The 15,753-nt window shown below is 33.5% G+C and carries 17 protein-coding genes; 12 read left to right on the top strand and 5 right to left on the bottom strand.

What is annotated here, in order from left to right:
* From FJR48_RS00635 to FJR48_RS00625, 3 genes are read right to left on the bottom strand one after another with little or no spacing between them, the layout of a single operon-like run.
* The gene (locus tag FJR48_RS00635; protein WP_188108590.1) at positions 1-753 is read right to left on the bottom strand and encodes a phosphatidate cytidylyltransferase; all 753 of its coding nucleotides are present in this window, start codon (positions 751-753) and stop codon (positions 1-3) included.
* A 43-nt stretch (positions 754-796) separates the two neighbouring features.
* Positions 797-1,111: a hypothetical protein gene (locus FJR48_RS00630; protein WP_152306250.1), complete on the bottom strand. Its 315-nt coding sequence runs from the start codon at positions 1,109-1,111 to the stop codon at positions 797-799.
* A 19-nt stretch (positions 1,112-1,130) separates the two neighbouring features.
* Positions 1,131-2,456: an NFACT family protein gene (locus tag FJR48_RS00625; RefSeq protein ID WP_152306249.1), complete on the bottom strand. Its 1,326-nt coding sequence runs from the start codon at positions 2,454-2,456 to the stop codon at positions 1,131-1,133.
* 190 nt (positions 2,457-2,646) lie between these two features.
* Here FJR48_RS00625 and FJR48_RS00620 point away from each other — a divergent pair, with 190 nt between their 5' ends.
* Positions 2,647-3,582: a glutaminase gene (locus FJR48_RS00620; RefSeq protein WP_152306248.1), complete on the top strand. Its 936-nt coding sequence runs from the start codon at positions 2,647-2,649 to the stop codon at positions 3,580-3,582.
* Between the two features lie 36 nt (positions 3,583-3,618).
* Here the strand turns inward: FJR48_RS00620 and rimI are convergent, their stop codons facing one another.
* Positions 3,619-4,032 (bottom strand): ribosomal protein S18-alanine N-acetyltransferase, encoded by a 414-nt coding sequence (gene rimI, locus FJR48_RS00615; protein ID WP_188108589.1) that lies wholly within the window; start codon positions 4,030-4,032, stop codon positions 3,619-3,621.
* A 26-nt stretch (positions 4,033-4,058) separates the two neighbouring features.
* Positions 4,059-5,039: a DUF2156 domain-containing protein gene (locus FJR48_RS00610; RefSeq protein WP_152306246.1), complete on the bottom strand. Its 981-nt coding sequence runs from the start codon at positions 5,037-5,039 to the stop codon at positions 4,059-4,061.
* A 176-nt stretch (positions 5,040-5,215) separates the two neighbouring features.
* On the opposite strand from FJR48_RS00610, the gene FJR48_RS12135 reads away from it, so the two are divergent.
* From FJR48_RS12135 to FJR48_RS00560, 11 genes are read left to right on the top strand one after another with little or no spacing between them, the layout of a single operon-like run.
* On the top strand, positions 5,216-5,368 hold the full coding sequence (locus FJR48_RS12135; RefSeq protein WP_188108588.1) for a hypothetical protein: 153 nt from the start codon (positions 5,216-5,218) through the stop codon (positions 5,366-5,368).
* A 47-nt stretch (positions 5,369-5,415) separates the two neighbouring features.
* On the top strand, positions 5,416-7,272 hold the full coding sequence (locus tag FJR48_RS00605; RefSeq protein WP_152306245.1) for a TonB-dependent receptor plug domain-containing protein: 1,857 nt from the start codon (positions 5,416-5,418) through the stop codon (positions 7,270-7,272).
* A 13-nt stretch (positions 7,273-7,285) separates the two neighbouring features.
* Positions 7,286-8,095, top strand: a complete 810-nt coding sequence (locus FJR48_RS00600; RefSeq protein WP_152306244.1) for an ABC transporter substrate-binding protein — start codon at positions 7,286-7,288, stop codon at positions 8,093-8,095.
* Positions 8,088-8,777 carry an ABC transporter ATP-binding protein gene (locus tag FJR48_RS00595; protein WP_152306243.1) on the top strand — a complete coding sequence of 230 codons (690 nt, stop codon included), beginning with the start codon at positions 8,088-8,090 and terminating at the stop codon, positions 8,775-8,777. Before FJR48_RS00600 ends, FJR48_RS00595 begins: the two co-directional genes overlap by 8 nt.
* Positions 8,770-9,735, top strand: coding sequence for a FecCD family ABC transporter permease (locus tag FJR48_RS00590; protein ID WP_152306242.1), 966 nt, complete (start codon positions 8,770-8,772; stop codon positions 9,733-9,735). The genes FJR48_RS00595 and FJR48_RS00590 overlap by 8 nt, the downstream gene beginning before the upstream one ends.
* Complete coding sequence (locus FJR48_RS00585) at positions 9,732-10,181, top strand: hypothetical protein (RefSeq protein WP_152306241.1); 450 nt, start codon at positions 9,732-9,734, stop codon at positions 10,179-10,181. The genes FJR48_RS00590 and FJR48_RS00585 overlap by 4 nt, the downstream gene beginning before the upstream one ends.
* A gap of 9 nt (positions 10,182-10,190) precedes the next feature.
* Positions 10,191-11,039 carry a metallophosphoesterase family protein gene (locus FJR48_RS00580; RefSeq protein ID WP_152306240.1) on the top strand — a complete coding sequence of 283 codons (849 nt, stop codon included), beginning with the start codon at positions 10,191-10,193 and terminating at the stop codon, positions 11,037-11,039.
* Positions 11,040-11,050: 11 nt separating this feature from the next.
* Positions 11,051-12,541: an ATP-binding protein gene (locus tag FJR48_RS00575; protein WP_152306239.1), complete on the top strand. Its 1,491-nt coding sequence runs from the start codon at positions 11,051-11,053 to the stop codon at positions 12,539-12,541.
* The gene (locus FJR48_RS00570; protein WP_152306238.1) at positions 12,534-13,388 is read left to right on the top strand and encodes a hypothetical protein; all 855 of its coding nucleotides are present in this window, start codon (positions 12,534-12,536) and stop codon (positions 13,386-13,388) included. The genes FJR48_RS00575 and FJR48_RS00570 overlap by 8 nt, the downstream gene beginning before the upstream one ends.
* Positions 13,385-14,374 carry a virulence RhuM family protein gene (locus FJR48_RS00565; RefSeq protein WP_152306237.1) on the top strand — a complete coding sequence of 330 codons (990 nt, stop codon included), beginning with the start codon at positions 13,385-13,387 and terminating at the stop codon, positions 14,372-14,374. Before FJR48_RS00570 ends, FJR48_RS00565 begins: the two co-directional genes overlap by 4 nt.
* Positions 14,371-15,753: a cobyric acid synthase gene (locus tag FJR48_RS00560; protein ID WP_152306236.1), complete on the top strand. Its 1,383-nt coding sequence runs from the start codon at positions 14,371-14,373 to the stop codon at positions 15,751-15,753. Before FJR48_RS00565 ends, FJR48_RS00560 begins: the two co-directional genes overlap by 4 nt.

The following is a 15,753-nucleotide window of genomic DNA, read 5'->3' as shown; positions in this document are numbered from 1 at the left end:
CTACACAAGACCTCTTAAAAGAACAAGCATAATTACCGCACCAAAAAGATAACCGTCTATCCTGTCTAATATACCGCCATGACCCGGTAAAATATCTCCGCTGTCTTTAACACCCGCTTCACGTTTAAGTGAGCTTTCATATAAATCACCAAATATAGATGCAGCTGAAACAGCTATAGAGATTACAAAAGCGGTAAACATATCGACAACATAAAGACCCACAAACATACCACTTAAAGTTGCAACGGCTATACCTCCTGCAACTCCTTCTATGGTTTTATTCGGGCTTGTTTGGCAAAACTTTGTTTTACCGATGCTTTTACCCACTCCGTAAGCTCCCACATCAGTCATAGCTACGACTATTAAAAGCCATGCCATACTCATCATTCCATACTCTTGATACATTGTAAATATAAAAAGCATACCGGCTGTCGGATATATAAAAGGTAAGAAGTTTTTCCACTCAAGCTTAGGGTTGTAAGCAACGGCAGATGCATAAAAAATACCGGCTAATACAAAAAGATCGTCACCGTAAGGATAAATCAAAGCTAAAAGCCATAACCCCATCGCAAACTTGAACACGCTATTATCTACAGCGCCGTATAGTTTTTGAGCTTCACTAAAAGCTAGTAGATAAATCGCTCCAAAAACAGCCCACATTACGAAAAAATTATCTATTAGACCTATTATGATTACGGCAGCTAAGAGTGCTAAACCCGTTACTACTCTTTCTCTATCGCTAAAAATAGCCATTAAAAATCCTATAAATTATAAAACTAGATGCAAGTATAGCAAGTTAGACTTTAATATCTAGCTTATGTATCGGAAATTCTTTCTCAGATTTTTTTTCTTCGTCCTCATCTTTTTCCTGATGCTCACTTCTTTTTGTCTCTTCATCAGCCTCTTGACGTTGATGTTCACGGTCTGGATCTACCTCGTGATTTTCTTCTGTCGGACGAACCTCTACAACTTCTTTTTCTTTTTCGTTAGCTAAAGTTTGAGCTACCATGTTTTGGAATTCTACACGATTGTTATGTGCATTTTGAACATTAGATGCAGCTGCAGTTTGTTGGTTAACAAAGATTGCATTTCCTATCGGTCCAATAGCCATGGTAGTAGCCTCCTTAACTTTACCTAGTATCTACCTCTATTGTCTTGTATTTGTTGTACAAAACATTGGCACCACTCTGTATGGTAACTTCTCGTCTAGGAGTATAATCGACCAAATAGCGATCTTTTGAAGTAGTGGTAAAATCAACACACAACCTCGCGGCACTCTCAATGATGCCCATAGGAACATTTTGCTTATCGGTTGTTACTATAACATGAGTTGATGGTGCATCTCTTAGATGCAGCCAAATATCCCTCGCTCTTGCCTTTCCTAGCAAGGTAATATTGCCTCTCTCATTCTTGCCTAGTTGGATTTTATAACCCTCAATATAAAAGGTTTCTATAGAATCATCCTCTTTTATTTTTTTTGTTTTAAGTTGTTTTGGAAAAAGCAGTTCAATCTTTGAGCTCTCTTTTGCTTCATTTACAGTATGTATAAAAAGTTCGGTATGTTTTATTTTTGACTCTAGTGATGCTTTTTGTATGTGTAGATTTGAAGCTTTTTGTTTTGCTTTTTTACTCTTTGTAAAAAAATAATCACTTATCTTAGATGCACTTGGAAACTCTTTGTCTAAATCTACATTTATAACTGAGCCGTCATAATCTTGAAGCTCCAAAGTTTTAGCATACGGTTTAATACTATGCATATTTGAAAGCACCAAATTTCCATAATGATTAAACTTTTTGACTTCTTCTTTTAGGCTTTCTTCATCATCAAGGTTTCTGTACAATTTTTTGAGTTTTTTCAACTTTTTCTCTAAAAGTGAGACTTTCTGTTTTTTCAGACTTGATAATTTATGAGACTGCTCTTTTTCATACACCTCATATAAAAAAGCCTCGACATCATCAAGCGGATACTCTTTTGCTTCAAAAGGAGCCTGAGGCACGTCTAAAAGCTTTTGCCCTACTCTAACTTCACGAAATGAACTGTACAAATCTATATGACGAAGTGCCTCTATGACTACCATATCTGCATCTAGGATGATTACGTTTGTATATTTTCCGGTAAATTCAAACTGCAGATATGTAACTTCCTCTTTATATGCAGATGCGATCGTAGTTTTAAAACGGATGATTTTGTCATTGTTTATAAGTTCTATATCTTGAATGTTCGCTCTTATAAATCTTTTTGCAAGTACAACGTCAAAAGGTGCATTATATACCTTGCTTCTTGCGTAAGATGGGCATCTGAATATTGAGGAATTTGAGCGTTGCATATTAAAATACACCTCATCGTCTTTATCAAACACCACTTTTATGATTGTGTCGCTTACTCTATAGATAGCCGATATTTTTTTAAAATTGTTAAGATAGTCTTTTATTTGTTTTAAGTGCGATAGTTTCATAAAGAGATTATATCTAACTCAAACTTCTAATTACACAATGGGTTTAAAAATAGTTAAGAATTCTTAACTATTTTTCATCTATTTATCGATGATGTTTTCAATTAAACCTGATATAATTTTATACTAAGAATATTGCAAAAACATATCAATATATTTAAAAGTATAATTAATAAAAAAAGGGTTTAATTAAATGTTGAACGAGTTTAATTATCAACAGATACTTAATGAAGTTTATGATGAAACAATACCTTATTTCCAAGATGGAAAGGTTGCAGACTATATCCCGGCTCTAGCAAAAGTAAATCCGGAACAGTTTGCAATGAGTATAACACTTTTTAATGGTAAGCAGTATCATGTCGGTGTTTGCGATGAAAAGTTTTCTATTCAAAGTATATCTAAGGTATATACTTTTACAAAAGCATTGCAACTATTTGGAACAAAACTTTATAAAAGGGTTGGAAAAGAACCGTCTGGAAATCCATTTAACTCTTTGGTGCAACTAGAATATGAAAAAGGAATTCCAAGAAATCCTTTTATTAACGCTGGTGCAATTGTAGTCACTGATGCATTATTAAGCTATTTTAAAAACATAGATAAATGTTTTAATGACACATTATCTTTTATTCAAGAAACATCCGATAACGAGACCATAGGTTTTGATAGAAATGTTTGGTTTTCAGAGTATCAACACGGGCATAGAAATCTGGCACTTGCAAATTTAATGAAGAGTTATAATAATATAGACAATTTAGTTGAAGATGTGGTTAAAACCTACTTTAAACACTGTTCGATAGAGATGTCAACAAAAGAGTTGTCAAGATCGATGTTATTCCTTGCAAATCATGGGATTGATCCTATAAATGGTAAAGAGTATGTCACACATGAACAAGCAAAAAGAATAAATGCATTGATGTTAACATGTGGGCATTACGATGCAAGTGGGGAGTTTGCATTTTATGTAGGATTACCTGGGAAAAGCGGTGTTGGCGGAGGAATTGTAGCAATAGTGCCAAAAGTTATGTCAATAGCTGTCTTTAGCCCTAGACTTAATAGCTGGGGTAATTCTCTTTGCGGTACTAAAGCTTTGGAAATATTTGCTAAAAAAACAGGTTTGTCTATCTTTTAGGTTCACATCATAAAATTTAAAAGACTAATATTGTATCTAGTTGACAATCTTTCTTTCCATAATTAATGCATTAGAACCATCTTTATAAAACGATAAGCTAATGGCAAGTTGTTTAAAACCAAGTTTTTTATAAAAATTGATTGCTCCATAGTTGTCTTGACGAACTTCCAGAATTATTATCTTAAAATTTAATTGATTAAGACTATAAAATAACTGTTCCATTAACTTCTTAGCTATTCCGCTGCCTCTATATGATTTTTGAATACATAAGGAATAAAGTTTAGCTTTTTTTCTATGTATCAAAGCAAGTGCATAACCTAAAAGTTCAAACTTGTCATCATAAACAACTAACAACAAGTTTCTTTTAATATGATAATAAAACGACTCCCTAGATAATGGAAAGTTAGCATCGCTAAAAGTTTCGTTTTCCAATTTCACTAATGCTTTCACATCAGTTTTTTGAGCCTTTTTTATAATCATTTTTGATAAATTGTATATTTTGGAATAAGTTTAAACGGTCTATATGACATTTTAACTTTTTTTAGGTTCTCAAAGCCCATATCATCACCAACATTAATGTACATTACACCGTAGTGTGTTTGCAATAGTTTTGAAAACTCTCTAAAAATAAACTGAGCACATCCAAGCACTTCAAAGTCAGTTTTTTCAATAATTACACATGCTGTATCACCATTGATTCTCTCTCCAGCAGTAAATCCTTTTAACTGATTATCTATATAAATTACAAGACCGATTAAATCAAGCTCTTGATAATGTTTTAGCATCTTTTTGATGGCATGGCGTTCTTGATGTATCCCTTCTAAAAAAACTTCGGCTTCTTCGTGAGGCATATATTTAACACGGTCAGATACCCATTTATTAAAAAGTGCAATAATATCATCAAAATGTTTTACATGTTCAAGTGTCTCTATACGATAATTCGGGTATGATTTTATAAATTTATTTATCTCTGTACGTTTTGTATGGTAACTGTTTCCACGCAACTCAATCAACGAATCAGCTTTATATACATAATCTACAAGTTTCTTTTCTACAACATAGTTTTCCAGCATCTGAAACATTGTTTCTGCTTCATCTACTGATTGCACAAATTGCTCAATAATTGAACCATAAACATAATCAATTCGGGCATAATATTTTGAGCTATTGTTTTTATTCATAATTTTAAAACATAATTCCATCGCATGAATAACATTTTTTTGTTTTCCAATAGGTGGAAGTAACATTGTAAGTTCACCACCATTCATTACAAACAAGCAAAAACATTTATTTGATATTGTATAAAAACCGCTACTGTTTGCCAGCCAAATATAGTTAGCGGCAAAAGTATAATCACTAATATCTACATTAATTTTTGTAAGATATTTTTCAAGAATTGGTTTGACATCCATTGTGAATGGTTTGAGAGTTTTTTTACCTATAGTTAGGTTTGCCATTTGGTATTTTCCTAGTAAAAATTTGAGCGAAATTGTACTCCTTTTTTTTGATTTTTCAGTTTTTTTTTTAAACTATTCAAATAGTATTGAAAAACTGAATATACTGTTAGAAAATAAGAAATATTTCAATTCAAATCTTTTTTGTTATAATTGCAAAAAAATAAGAGGATGTACTCGTGCATGTAAGAGGCTTTGGTCGCAATTACTTTTCACTTATCGCCATTCAAGCATACGTGTCATTGCAAAAAGTCGCAGCACTCAGTACTTCCGTATCTACTCTTAGCGGTAAACCGCTAACTATCAAAATAACTTCCCCTCCTTCTAAATAACTTTTTTTCAAACACAAACAAAAAATTAATATTTATTAGGATAATACATGACAAAAACAATAAAACTATCATTAGTGTGTGCATCTATGTACACTTCACTTTTTGCAGGTGAAGTAGAGCTTAAAGATGTAGTAGTAACGGGTGCTACAAAAAGCGAACAGTCTATACAAGACGTAACTTCAAACGTAACTCTAATCTCTTCTGAAGAGTTAGAAGAAAAGCATTCTCTTAGCGTAGTGGAGATACTTAGTAACATCTCCGGCATCAACATTGTAAACAGCGGTGGTCTGGGAAGTACCACATCCGTTCAGCTTAGAGGGATGAGCAATAGCAGAACACTTGTTTTAATAGACGGCGTAAGATATCAAGACCCTTCAAGCACGTCAGGTGCTAGCTTGTCTCACCTTATGGCAAGCGATATTGAAAGAATAGAGATTATAAAAGGTGCGCAAAGCGGCATCTGGGGCGCTGATGCAAGTGCGGGTGTTATAAACATCATAACAAAATCTGCACAAAAAGGCACACACTTAAGAGCAAACATCGAATACGGCAGTTTTAAAACTAAAAAGTACGGTGCTACCGCTTCGTATAAAAACGATGACTTAGAGTTAAAACTAAGTGCAAACAGAATTACAAGCGATTCATTCAGCGTACAAGCTCCAAACGGTGAAAATGTAGATAACTATGAAGACGACCCATATGAAAACACAACTATCAACTTCAATGCAAAGTACAACATAACAAACGATGCAGCTATTAAATTAAATGTAACAAGCGTAGATGCACTAAAAGATTATGACAGTTTCGGTGACCCAAACGACAATACCCTAAGAAGTGATATTAAAAACCTGCTTTACTCTGCTTCGTATTTTCAAAAAATTGACAACCACAACCTAGAACTCAAATATGAAAACTCAAAGTTTGAGAGAGACGAGATAGGTACGGTAGCAATGTGGGGGACTGAATACGTAAAAGTATTTAACGGCGAGATTCAAAACATTGAACTGAGTGATAACTACAAATATATGAAAGATAGTTTTTTACTTTTTGGGCTTGGTGCAAGTAGTGATGATGTTGATTATATTATGACAGACAACTCTAAAACGCAAAAAGAAAACAAAAACAACTACATCTACCTTACAAACTCAAACAAGTTTGAGAGTCTTATACTTTCTCAAAGCATAAGATACGACAGATACAACAACTTTGACAACAAAGCTACGGGAAAACTAGGACTAAAGTACAACTTCAAAAAAGATGTTTATCTAAGTTCAAACTTTGGAACTGGTTATAACACCCCTAACATTGTCCAAGAACTTAACCCGTGGGGTATGGTTAACCCTGACTTAAATCCTGAAAACTCTAAAACTTTTGATATTTCACTTGGATACAAAGGTCTTGAGCTTACTTACTTTTACCAAAAAATAAAAGACTTAATAGAGTGGTATGACCCAGACGGCTGGGGTGGAAATCCTGCGATTTACAAAAACCTGGACGGAGAAAGTACCTTTAAAGGGCTTGAGTTAGCATACAAGCAAAACCTTGGAGAGAATCTTATTTTTAACTCAAACGCTACATACCTAAATGCAAAAAATAAAGACGGACAAAGACTTATCAGACGCCCTAAATACACTGCAAATGCTTCTTTAGATTACTACCCGTATGAGAGTCTGCATCTAGGACTTTATGCTAACTATGTAGGTGAGAGATACGACCAGGCAAATGAGCAGGGTAAACAAACAGGTAAATACACTCTGGCAAATTTTACTGCTGGATACACTCTTAGCAAATATCTAGACTTTTATCTAAAAGTTGATAATATTAGTGACAGATATTACCAAGAAGCTGACGGCTATGCGACTGCGGGACGCAGTTATTACTGCGGATTAAATGCAAAATACTAAAGGATAAAACAGTATGAAAATCTTGATTTTGACATTTTTTTTCATACTAAACCTGTGGGCAAATGAGAGAATAATCTCTCTTAGCCCTTCTATTACCGAGATTTTATATGCACTTGGAAAAGGTAACGAACTCGTAGGTGTGAGTGCATATTCACTCTACCCTAAAGAGGCTCAAAAACTCCCCGTTGTAGGAAGTTATGAGAATCCAAACATAGAAAAAATTTTGGAGCTTAAACCTACACTTGTAGTGGGGCAAAATTACAACGAGGGCATCTTAGACAAACTAAAAATCTTTAATATAAAAACATTAAAACTAAATCTTAAAAGACTAGAGAGAATCAAAGAGTCCATAGATATTTTGGGTAAGGCTTTAGATGCTAAAGAGTCAAAAAAACTTGTAAAAAACATAGACGATGCACTAAAAAACGCTCCAAAAGCAAAAAAACCTCACAGTGTGATGATAGTTTACGGGTTACGTGAGGATTTAAGAAGCGGGAACTACATAGCAGGGCACGATATTTTCTTTGAAGACATCATAAATGAGTGCGGAAATACAAACGCATATAAAGAGACTTACCTCTCTCAGCCCGTTCTCTCTTATGAGAACATCATAGCCGTAAATCCGGATCAGATTATCATTTTACATTCACTAGCAACCGAAGGAAATGTAGATGTAAAAAAAGCACTCTCTGCTTGGAAAAAAATCCCGACTACCGCTTCAAAAAACAACGATATACATATAGTAAACGACAATTATCTGCATATACCCTCACACAGGGTCGCACTCACTATTAAAAGACTTTGCGGAGTTATGAATGATTGAGTTTTCCAACTTTTCATGTTCTTTTAACAACAGAGAGATTTTAAAAAACATAAACCTAAAAATAAAAGACCACCTTGTTATTTTAGGCTCAAACGGAAGCGGTAAAAGCACTCTTGTAAAATCAGTCTGCAAACTTGTAAAGTATGAGGGAAACATCTTGCTCGATGGAAAAAATACCGAAACTTACGAGCAAAAAGAGCTTGCAAAAAAAGTTGTCTATATACCGACAAAACTCGAAATTGCAGATGAGTTCATAAGTGTAGAAGAGTTTGTACTACTTGGTCGTTTTGCACATAAGAGAAGCTTTTTTGACTATACAAAAGAGGACAGATTGCTTGTAGAAAAAAATCTAGAATTTTTAAAGCTTTCACATCTGAAAAAACACTCCGTAAAGTCACTAAGTTCGGGTGAACAGCAACTTATACAAATAGCTCAGGCTCTTACCCAACAAAGCAAAACCATAATATTTGACGAGCCGACAGCCAATCTTGACCCAAGAAACACTATGCTTATAGCTTCACATATAAGGGAGCTAAAAAATTCGCATAATATCTTGGTCATCACACACGATTTGGAGTTTGCATCTTCCCTTGGCATCGATGTGGCTTTTATAAAGAATGCATCTGTCAAACTCCATAACAAAGAGATAGACTTTAAAGAGATGGTAAATGAATATGACTAGATTTATATTATGGACTATTTTAGTCTCTATATTTTTACTATCTCCGTTTTTCGGTGCTGTAACACTTGATATAAACGAGGTTTTTAAAGGCTCTACTCTACACAGCGACATATTTTACAACCTTCGTTTGCCGAGATTGTTTTTTGCATTTTTTGCAGGTGTCATCTTGAGCCTTAGCGGACTTTTGTTTCAAACACTTTTTAGAAACCCGCTTATGACACCATATACTCTGGGCATCTCAAGCGGTGCGGTTTTGGGTGCGGGAATAGCTATAAAACTCGGTTTGATAGGGATTGTTTTTGGTATAAGCAGTATTAGTATATTTGGTTTTGCGGGGGCAATATTTACTGTGTTTTTACTGCTTTATCTCTCGCGATTTTTAAAAAACAGCCATCAAGAGAGCCTTTTACTGCTAGGGATTGCACTCTCACTTTTTTACACTTCATCTTTGATGATAGTGTTTTATCTGGGCGACACTATACAAAATGATATGCTACTTCGCTTTACCATGGGGAGTCTCTCCATAATAGGCTGGCAGAATCCCATGCTTTTTGCATTTATATCTTTTGTGCTTGTTGGGTGCATCTATATCTACAGATATGAGTTGGAACTTTTAAACGTAAGTGATGAGAGTTCTCAACTAAAAGGGCTTGATACTAAAAAAATCACGCTTTTACTTCTTGTAGTATCGTCTTTTAGTATTGGATTTTTGGTAAGCATCAGCGGACCTATCGGTTTTATAGGACTTGTAGTACCGCACATAGTTACAAAACTCTACCCTACTACGATAAAAAAACGCATCATTAAAACGGCTGTTTTTGGCGGACTTTTTTTAGTGATGTGTGATACCATCACAAGGGTCATCCAGACACAAAGCGAACTGCCAATAGGAATAGTCACGGCACTTATAGGCGGACCGTTTTTCATCTACCTCATCATCAGCAGGAGTTCAAAATGAGTTATGCATCTTGGTTTGAAGAACATGCACAAAAACATAAAAAGATAGTGGATAAACTACTCTCTAAAGGCTTTAGCAAAGAGCAGATAATAGAGTACTTTGAGTTTGAAAATATGGTAGAGATGGAAAAAGACTTCTGTCCTCTTTATGCCGAAAATAAAAAATGCCACGACATAGAAGAACTAAACTGCTACCTTTGTGCCTGCCCGAATTTTCGTTTTGACGATAAGGGGATTGAAAAGATAGAGAATAAAACAAAGTACAGTTACTGCTCAATAGATTCTAAAAAAGGCGAGCTTAGTACCTATGGAGATGCTATGCATCAAAACTGCTCAGGCTGTGACGTACCACACATCAAAAAGTATATAGAAGACAAGTTTGATGTTGATTGGAAAAAGATTATGAAAGATTGCAACCTTATGGGTATAATTAAAACAAAAAAATAAAGGTTTAAAATGTCAAATATATCAAGAAGAAGTTTTATACAAGGCTCTTTGGCTCTTGGTGCATCTGCGATTATTCCAACCGGGCTTAAAGCACAAGATGTCAATACTCTAAAATTTATACATGCTACCGACACACATATGGATTTTATGGATATTAGCTCCATTGAAGCTATGGAGTTGATGGTTGAATTTATAAACCGTGAATACAAAGATTTGGATTTTGTTTTGTTCGGAGGTGATAACTACAACAATAACATAAAAGACAACAAAGATGCAGTCATGTTCAAGTTTATAGTTGAGAAACTTCACTGTCCTTACTACATTGTACGCGGAAATAAAGAATCATCACCTACTTCAAGCCTAAAAAGCGTACTATCAAAAGACTTTGATAATATCTTTTTGCAAAATGAAAAACTTTATAAAAATGGCAGGGATTGGCTTGTAAAAACCAAGGGGTATCAAATTTTGGGACTTGACAGTTCGGTGGAACATCACTATAACGGTCTTTATACTAAAGAAACTCTTGAGTTTGCAGAAAAAACGCTAAAAAGCGGCAAACCTACAATTATATTAAACCACCACCCATATACAAACTACTGGAAAGGCACGGATAAGGAAGATATTAAAAAACATGTACTTGGAAATACTGAGGAAGTTCAAAAAAGACTTTTTAAATACCCTAACCTTATCTTGACTCTATCAGGTCACAAACACATAGACTCAGTTACAAGAATCAACCAAACAAAAGTTATAGTAACCCGTGCATTTGAGCGTCCACTAGATATAAATATGTACCCTATGAGATATGTTGAGATACTTGGCAGCAACATCAACGAGAAGATAATCTACACATCATAATAAGGGAAAATATGGAGCTGGTTTATCTGTGGGTTGAGGACTATAAAAATATACACCAACAAGGGTTTAATTTTTCGCCTAGATTTAAGTGTACTTTTCATGATGAATATGATGATGCAAATAAATTAAAAGACAACTGTGAACTAGAAATAGAAGAGAATGATAATTATGTAAGTATATTTCCAGAAAGTATAAATATAACTACTATTGTTGGAGAGAATGGAGCAGGAAAAAGTAGTGTAATTGATTTTATTTTAAAAAACACATATAAAGAATTCGATAAATCAAAATTTATTTATATTTATCATGACAATGAAAAACTGTATTTAGAATCTAACTTAAAGTTCAATATTATTACTGATGTAGAAGTTTTTGAAGATGAACATAATAATATAGAGACATTTAACTTAGTAATTGATTTTGCACCAGGACAACGAGACATATGGAATGTTAAAGGAGAATATCATCAATATTTTGCACTTGAACCTTCCAGAAATTATGAAAGTAGTGGTCCGGGAGCATTTGGTAAAATAGAACCTGTATCTTTTGACGCTAATATGAAATTAAACACTTTATTTTTTTATTATTATTTATCCAAATTACCAAATGGACAAGCCATTATTGATAAATTAAAATTACCAAAATTCAATCATTTCACAATCTTAAGATATCGGTCAATGGGTGAAAAGGTTCAAAATGACAATTTGCAGAACTTGCAAAACCAAAGCTTTAAAAATATTCAACTTAGTGCACAAGATTATAATGAATTAAAAGATATCTTATCTGAAAACTTAATAGGAAATACATATCAAATAGAATCAATACTTGAAGATGATTTAATTATTTTAGATCCATTAACAATTTATATCGAAATAGAAATTTTTGATGAAACTAAAGATATAAGTTTTGGAAAACTAAGTACAGGTCAAAAACTACTTATTTCATACTTTGGTATTATCATGCGTCATTATTATAAAAATTCAGAAAAAAACTTTAATATTTTTGTAGATGAAATAGAAACTGCCTTTCATCCTTTATTTCAAAGAAAACTACTCAATGAATTGATTACCATGATTCAATTAGCACTTTCAAATATTCAAACAAGTTTAATTTTATCAACTCACTCACCATTTATACTATCAGATTTACCAAAAGAAAATGTAATCTTTTTAAAAGAAGGCAAACAAGTTGATATTGATATAGAAACTTTTGGAGCAAATATACATACCCTTTTATCTCATGGTTTTTTTATGCAAGACGGTCTTATGGGGGAGTTTGCAAAAAGTAAAATTAATGATGTAATTAACTTTCTAAATGATGGTGTAGAAAGTGAAAAAATTAAATCTAATGAAGATGCTCAAAAATATATTAATATTATTGGTGAGCCAATACTAAAACGACAGCTTCAAAAAATATTAGATAGCAAACGACTTTCAAAAATAGATGAAATAGATTTATTAAAACAACGTATAGAAGAACTAGAGAAAAAACAAAATGACTAAGCTACCTTTAAATACAAAAGCACTAAATAAACATGTAAAAGAGTTAACAAAAAAAATAGAGCCTCTGCCATCTATATCAAAATATACTATAAAAGAGATACTTGAAGCTTCTCCAGAAAAACTTCATGAGATTGCTAAATGGTTTGATACATTATCTAGTACAAAAAAAGAAGAGTTTAATTACATTAAAACTGAATATAGTAATTTTATAACAAAAGATAAAATAGAATATCATGGATATATATTGGCAAAAAAATTAAATATCAATGTATGCCCATACTGTAATAGGAACTATACATTTACAGTCATTAATGATAAAGAAATATCACGTCCTGAGTTCGATCATTTTTATTCAAAAGAGAAATATCCTATCTTAGCATTATCATTCTATAACCTTATTCCATCATGTCATATTTGCAATTCAACACTTAAAGGAAGAGAAGAGTTTTCAATCAATTCACATATCCATCCTTACCTTGAATCTTTCCACCAAAAAACAAAATTTTGTTTTAAACCTTTAAATGCTGATTTTTTACATAACCATGAAAGCATAAAGATAAGATTATTTACAACAGACAAAAAAGCACTTAACTCCAAAAAAACATTTAAACTTGATGAATTTTATGAACATCATCGTGATATGGTAGTCGAACTTATACAAAAATCAGCTATTTATAACGAAAGCTATATAGATGAACTTTTCAACCGCTATGAAGGAACTTTATTTAAAAACAAAGAAGATTTACTTCGTCTTATCACTTGCGGATATATTACAGATGAAGATATAAACAAACGCCCGTTAAGTAAACTAATAAAAGACATCTCAGAGGAGTTAAAACTAATATGACAAACTCAAACATACTTATATACCAAAGTGAAGACGGACAAACCAAAATTCAAACCCGCTTAGAAGATGAAACAGTTTGGCTGACCCAAGCTCAACTTTGCGAACTGTTTCAAAAATCAAAATCTACTATAAGTGAACATATTAAAAATATATTTGAAGATGGGGAACTTGTAGAAAATCAAGTTGTTCGGAATTACCGAACAACTGCAAGTGATGGAAAAAATTATGACACAAATTTTTATAACCTCGATGTAATCATCTCAGTAGGATACAGAGTAAAATCGCCTCAAGGAACAAAGTTTCGCCAATGGGCTACTGCAAGATTAAAAGAATACATCATCAAAGGTTTTGTGATGGACGATGAGAGACTAAAACAAGCACAAAACGACTATTTTGACGAACTTTTAGCCCGCATCCGAGATATAAGAAGCAGTGAAAAAGTTTTTTGGAGAAAAGTTTTAGATATTTATGCTACAAGTATCGACTATGACCCAAAGTCAGAAACTTCGATACTTTTCTTTCAAACTATACAAAACAAAATGCACTGGGCAGCTCATGGAAATACTGCAGCTGAAATTATCTATAAAAGAGCAGATGCTAATAAATCTCATATGGGTATGACCTCATTTAGCGGAGGCAAACCGACAAAAAATGAAGCTAGCATTGCTAAAAATTATTTAAATAAAGAAGAGCTGGAGATACTTAACAGAATTGTGAATATGTATTTAGAATTTGCGGAACTTCAAGCAAAAAATAGAAAACAGATGTATATGCAGGACTGGATTAAAAAGCTTGATGATTTTCTACAGTTATCAGATTTTAAAATCCTAAAAGACAAAGGAAATATCTCTCATAAACAAGCATTAGATAAAGCTGGTTTAGAGTATGAAAAATATAGAGAAAAAACCAAAAATGAACTATCAAAAGTTGAAACAGACTTTATAAAAACTATTGAAAGTACAGCAAAGAAGTTAAAGAAAAAATGAACCACCTAAGCATATTTGGAACAAGCTCGGACGCTGGCAAATCAACTCTATCTTTTGCCATAACATACCTGCTCCATGAGCGTGGCATCTCAGTTGCACCATTTAAAGCACAAAACGTCTCAAACAACTCTCAGGTTACGGATGCAGGCGGTGAAGTTGCCATCCCTCAGTATTTTGCAGCTGAAGCCATTGGCATAAAAACCACGCCCGACATAAATCCCATACTTTTAAAGTCTGGCTCATACAACTCTGCGCATCTGATTATCAACGGTAAGAGTGTCGGAGAAAAAGACGTACTCTCTTACTACAAAGATATTAACACCCTAAAACCAGTTGCAAAAAAAGCTTTTGAGAACTTGAGCCAAAAGTATGAGTGCATCGTAGCCGAGGGTGCGGGGAGTCCGGTGGAACTGAACCTTATGGAAAAAGATTTATCAAACATCTACATTGCAGACGAATTTAACACTAAAATTATTTTAGTGGCGGATATTGAACGCGGCGGAGTATTTGCATCTATCTGGGGCGTGTATAATCTTCTGCCAAAGAAGCTTCGTAAAAATGTCATAGGCGTTATTATCAACAAGTTTCGAGGAGATGCCTCACTTTTCGATGAAGGTATAAAAATCATAGAAAAAGATTTTGGACTAAAAGTATTGGGAGTAGTCCCGTACAAAAGTTTTAATCTCGGTTTTGAAGACAGCCAGTCCATAATGGGTTATGTGCAAGATACCAAAAAAGCCAAACTAAAAGTGGGAGTTATAAAACTTCCGCATATCTCCAACTTTACCGATTTTGAGCCGCTTGTGGCAGATGCAGAGATAGAACTAGTGTTTATCCAAAACGTGAACGAACTTCCATCTTGCGATGCCATCATTTTACCCGGAAGCAAAAGAGTTGTAGATGACTTGATTTATCTTAGAAAAAAAGGCTTTGCCAAGTACATCAAAAACACTAAAACGACCGTTATCGGCATCTGCGGCGGATACGAGATGATGTCCCAGTATATATTTGATTATGAAGCTGTTGAAACAAACAAAGTTATGACAAAAGGGCTTGGAATTTTTAAAGGCTCGGTAGAGTTTAAAAAGAAAAAAATCGTTAAAAAATCAAAGTATAAAATTTTTGATATAAAAATAAAGGGTTACGAGATACACAACGGTGTATGCAAAGATATATACAAACAAAAGAAAAGCTGTTACGGTACATTTATCCATGGTCTTTTTGACAATGACGAGATAAGGTACAAGATTTTTAACAAAATCAACCCAAAATATAAAGGGTACAATTTTAAAAGATACAAGAGAAAAAGCATAGAAGATTTTACTTCGCATATAGATAAACATATAGATATAAATTACATTTTAGAAAGGCTACATTAA

It is taken from the genome of Sulfurimonas lithotrophica, assembly GCF_009258225.1.
In the GTDB taxonomy this organism is placed as follows: Bacteria; Campylobacterota; Campylobacteria; order Campylobacterales; family Sulfurimonadaceae; genus Sulfurimonas; species Sulfurimonas lithotrophica.
Note: the sequence above shows the minus strand (reverse complement) of the source record. Positions and strands in the feature narration are given on the sequence as shown.